Origin of the sequence: Acidiphilium sp. (genome assembly GCF_049977125.1) — a bacterium.
Classification (GTDB): Bacteria; Pseudomonadota; Alphaproteobacteria; order Acetobacterales; family Acetobacteraceae; genus Acidiphilium.
Window position 1 is genome coordinate 27,346 of record NZ_JBMFGY010000031.1, and the last position, 4,241, is coordinate 31,586.

At 64.1% G+C, this 4,241-nt stretch carries 5 protein-coding genes; all 5 read left to right on the plus strand.

The features are described 5' to 3' along the window. Window positions 1-1,016: divergent polysaccharide deacetylase family protein (locus ACP5E6_RS07310; protein ID WP_427953314.1), on the plus strand; the 1,016-nt coding region annotated here is incomplete at its 5' end. Then, complete coding sequence (locus ACP5E6_RS07315) at window positions 1,013-1,510, plus strand: RNA pyrophosphohydrolase (protein WP_427953316.1); 498 nt, start codon at window positions 1,013-1,015, stop codon at window positions 1,508-1,510. The genes ACP5E6_RS07310 and ACP5E6_RS07315, both read left to right, overlap by 4 nt. Next, complete coding sequence (locus ACP5E6_RS07320; protein ID WP_427953318.1) at window positions 1,510-2,175, plus strand: dienelactone hydrolase family protein; 666 nt, start codon at window positions 1,510-1,512, stop codon at window positions 2,173-2,175. The genes ACP5E6_RS07315 and ACP5E6_RS07320 overlap by 1 nt, the downstream gene beginning before the upstream one ends. A 56-nt stretch (window positions 2,176-2,231) precedes the next feature. Further along, window positions 2,232-3,791 carry a glutamine-hydrolyzing GMP synthase gene (gene guaA, locus ACP5E6_RS07325; RefSeq protein ID WP_427953320.1) on the plus strand — a complete coding sequence of 520 codons (1,560 nt, stop codon included), beginning with the start codon at window positions 2,232-2,234 and terminating at the stop codon, window positions 3,789-3,791. Window positions 3,792-4,083: 292 nt separating this feature from the next. Then, window positions 4,084-4,200 carry an Arm DNA-binding domain-containing protein gene (locus ACP5E6_RS07330; protein ID WP_427953322.1) on the plus strand — a complete coding sequence of 39 codons (117 nt, stop codon included), beginning with the start codon at window positions 4,084-4,086 and terminating at the stop codon, window positions 4,198-4,200. Window positions 4,201-4,241: the final 41 nt, after the last annotated feature.

Sequence of the window (4,241 nt, forward strand, 5' to 3'; positions counted from 1 at the left end):
GCATCAAGGCGGGGCGCATCAGGACGGTTCGAGCCAGGCCGACGCGTCGCACTGAGTTGGGGATCATGCCGCGGATACCGCCAGCGCTGAAGCTGTTCTGGGGTGGGGTTGCCGCTGTGCTGGTGATCGGAGGGGCGGTGTTGCAATTTCTCGGCCCGATCCCGCCGAAGCTGCCACCCCGCGCCGCCGATGGTGCGATTCCTGCCCCGAGCCCGCTGCTTGAGATGGCATCCGGCGTCGATCCGCACTGGCTCATTCCGCATCCCGGCGCGTATGGCGTTCTGCCGATGCAGTATTACGCCGCGCGCACGGTCGCCCGTCCCGATGTGCCGCGCATCGCGATCATGGTCGCGGGTCTCGGCTATGCCCTCGGCCCCGGTCTCGATGCCGTGCGCGATCTGCCGCCGGCGGTTTCGCTCGCCGTGTCACCCTATGGTGTCCATGACGCGGCGATCGCCGCCGCCGCACGCAAGGCCGGGCACGAGACGCTGATGGGTCTGCCGATGCAGGTGGATGGCGGGCCGGACATCACCGCCGGCGATCGGGCGCTGCGGGCCGGCGGCTCGGGCGCGCATAATCTCGAACGACTCGACTGGGCGTTGTCGCGCCTGTCCGGCTACGCCGGCGTGACCGATGCGATTGGATTGACCGTGCCGGAACTTTTCATGACCCATAAGCGCGCCGCCGCCTGGCTGGCCGGGCAATTGACCGCGGATGGGCTGTTCATGGTGATCGCGGAGCCGACGATCGCCTCGCCGGACGGCGTCGACAGCCGCAGCGCCGATGTCGTTATCGATCCATCCCAGGGACGTGCCGCCGAGGCCGCTTCACTGAGCCAGCTTGCCAACACGGCACTGACCCGGGGCAGCGCGCTGGGGGTTCTGCTCAACCCGACGCCGCCCGCGATCGCGGCCCTGGCGACCTGGTGCCAAAGCCTGACCGGGCAGCACATCGCGCTCGTGCCGGTCAGCGCCCTGGTCGCACCGGCCCTGGTAACACCGGCCCTGGCACAATGATCGAGCCGACCACCCTGCCCTATCGCGCCAATGTCGGCGCCGCCCTGTTCAATCGGACCGGCCGGATTTTGGTCGCACGGCGCGCCGATCAGGGCGGGCTCGTGACCCATCCATGGCAATTGCCGCAGGGCGGCATCGATGCCGGTGAAGACCCGCGGGAAGCCGTGCTGCGCGAATTGGGCGAGGAAATCGGCACCAGCGCCGCGACCATCATCGGTGAAATCCCCGAGTGGGTGACCTATGAGTTTCCGCCCGCCATCGCCGCACGGCTGGGCAACCGCCATCGGGGCCAGCGCCAGCGCTGGTTTGCCCTGCGCTTCACCGGCACCGACGACATGATCCGGCTCGATGCCGATCCGCATCCTGAATTCATCGACTGGCGCTGGACCGATCTCGCCGCGATCCCTGATCTGGCGGTGCCGTTCAAACAACATATTTACCACCGGATCGCGCATGATTTCGCGCGCTTCGCCACCCCGACCGGAGATTTCTGATGGGCAGCATGATCGAATTGACCGCGGCCGATGGCCATAAATTTCAAGCCTACGCCGCCGGCGACGCAGCCGCCACGCGGGGCATCGTGATGGTGCAGGAAATTTTCGGCGTGAACGCGCATATGCGCCAGATCGCCGATCATTACGCCCGTTTCGGCTATTACGTGCTCGCCCCCGCCGTGTTCGACCGCGTTGAACGCAATGTCGAGCTCGACTACACGCCGGAGGGCATCAAAAAAGGTCTCGAACTTCGCGCCGCGATCACCGAAGCCGACGTGATGCTGGATATCAACGCCACCGCCGCGCGACTCAGCCCCCGCCCGACCGGCATTATCGGCTATTGCTGGGGCGGCACCATCGCCTGGTGGGGCGCCACCCGGACCAAGGCGTTCAAAGCCGCGATCAGCTGGTACGGCGGCGGCATCGTGCAGACCAAGGAAGCCGTTGCCAACTGCCCGGTGCAGATGCATTTCGGCGCGCTCGACAAGGGCATTCCGCTCACCGACGTCGAAGCGATCAAGCTCTCGCAGCCCGGCGTTGGCGTGTTCATCTATGATGGCGCCGACCACGGCTTCGGCTGCGACGCGCGGGCGAGTTTCAACGCCGAGGCCAACCGCCTGGCGGAAGAGCGCAGCCTCGCGTTTTTCGCCGAACATCTGGTCTGACCGGCAAGCGGCCCGCGGCTATTGAAACCCGGCGCCCGCCATGCTCATGACGTTGCATGAATGAGATCACCGACGAACGCATCCTGATCCTCGATTTCGGCAGTCAGGTGACTCAGTTGATCGCGCGGCGACTGCGCGAGGCGGGGGTCTATTGCGAGATCTGGCCGTTCGATGCCGACCCCGCGCGGATCGCGGCGTTCGGTGCGCGAGGGTATATTTTCTCGGGTGGTCCGGCCAGCGTAACCGAGGCGAGCACACCGCGCGCGCCGCAGGTGGCCCTTGACTCAGGGTTGCCGATCCTTGGCATTTGTTACGGCGAGCAGGCGATCTGCGCGCAGCTCGGCGGCGCGGTGGAGGCCTCCGATCACCGCGAATTCGGCCGCGCCTTCATCGAGGTGACCGAGGATTGCGCCTTGTTTGAGGGGGTCTGGCCACAGGGCGCGCGGGCGCAGGTGTGGATGAGCCATGGCGATCGCGTCACCGCGTTGCCCGACGGATTTCGGGCCGTCGCGACCAGCGATGGCGCGCCGTTTGCCGCGATCGCCAATGACCGCGCGAAAATCTATGGCGTGCAGTTTCACCCCGAGGTGATGCACACGCCTGACGGCGGCAAGCTTCTGGCCAATTTCGTCCATCATGTCTGCGGCCTGAGCAACGCGTGGACCATGGCGAATTTTCGTGACGTCGCCCGCGCGAAAATCCGCGCCCAGGTCGGTACCGGCCGGGTCATCTGCGGCCTGTCCGGCGGGGTGGATTCATCGGTCGCCGCCGCGCTGATCCATGAGGCGGTCGGCGATCAGCTCATCTGCATCTTCGTCGATCACGGCCTGTTACGCGCCGGTGAGGCCGATGAGGTGATCCGCGTGTTTCGCGACCGGTTCAACATCACCCTGATAAATCGCGACGCATCCGATCTGTTCTTCGCCGGGCTGGAGGGCGTCAGCGATCCGGAACAGAAGCGCAAGATCATCGGCGGCCTGTTCATCGATGTGTTCGAGCAGGAGGCGGCGAAGCTCGGCGGTGCGGATTTCCTGGCCCAGGGTACGCTGTATCCAGATGTGATCGAAAGCGTCTCGGTCAGCGGCGGACCGAGTGCGGTGATCAAATCGCACCACAATGTCGGCGGTCTGCCGGCGCGGATGCGGATGCAGCTGGTCGAACCGCTGCGCGAATTGTTCAAGGACGAGGTGCGTGCGCTCGGCCGCGAACTCGGCCTGCCGGAGAGCATTGTCGGGCGCCACCCCTTCCCCGGTCCCGGCCTTGCGATCAGGATTCCCGGCCCGGTCGATCGCGAAAAAGTGCGCATTTTGCAGAAGGCCGATGCCATCTATCTCGAGGAGATCCGCGCCGCCGGATTGTATGACGCGATCTGGCAGGCGTTCGTCGCGCTGCTGCCGGTCCGCAGTGTCGGCGTGATGGGGGATGGACGAACCTATGACTACGCGTGCGCGCTGCGCGCCGTGACCAGCACGGATGGCATGACCGCCGATGTCTATCCGTTCGATATGACTTTCCTCACCCGCGTTGCGGGTCGGATCGTCGGCGAGGTGCGCGGGATCAACCGCGTCACCTACGACATCACCAGCAAGCCTCCCGGCACCATCGAGTGGGAATGATTTAGGGCCTTTCGGCGGCATCCGCCAACAATTGAAAAATCGCACTAACCCACTGAAATAAATAAAAATACCTGTCAGGATCAATCGCCGTCATTTTGGAGGCAGCGCTCCAATTTGACGGCATCTCTGACGGTATCATCACCTCTTGCTCACGTCCAAAACTCGCGATACTGTCAGTCCGTTGAGGTCGTTTGACGGTATTTTTTCCTCATAAGAGACTGATTAATATGAGGAAAAATCGAATGGTGCGGTCAAAAAAGGCCTGACGGTATTTTTCTCAGAGGTGAGAGCGATGCTGACGGACGTGGCCCTTAAGAACCTGAAATCTAAGGAAAAACCGTACAAGGTGGCGGATCGCGACGGCATGTATGTCGTGGTCGCACCGTCAGGAACGGTCCAGACCGTGTGAAAACTCTGGGGTGCGGATGACCACAGTCTGACCGGGTAATC

What these genes read in the sequence shown, in the direction of transcription:
- ACP5E6_RS07315 (WP_427953316.1), top strand. Translation starts at nt 1,013, where the DNA reads ATGATCGAGCCGACCACCCTGCCCTATCGCGCCAATGTCGGCGCCGCC.
- ACP5E6_RS07320 (WP_427953318.1), top strand. Translation starts at nt 1,510, where the DNA reads ATGGGCAGCATGATCGAATTGACCGCGGCCGATGGCCATAAATTTCAA.
- guaA (WP_427953320.1), top strand. Translation starts at nt 2,232, where the DNA reads ATGAATGAGATCACCGACGAACGCATCCTGATCCTCGATTTCGGCAGT.
- ACP5E6_RS07330 (WP_427953322.1), top strand. Translation starts at nt 4,084, where the DNA reads ATGCTGACGGACGTGGCCCTTAAGAACCTGAAATCTAAGGAAAAACCG.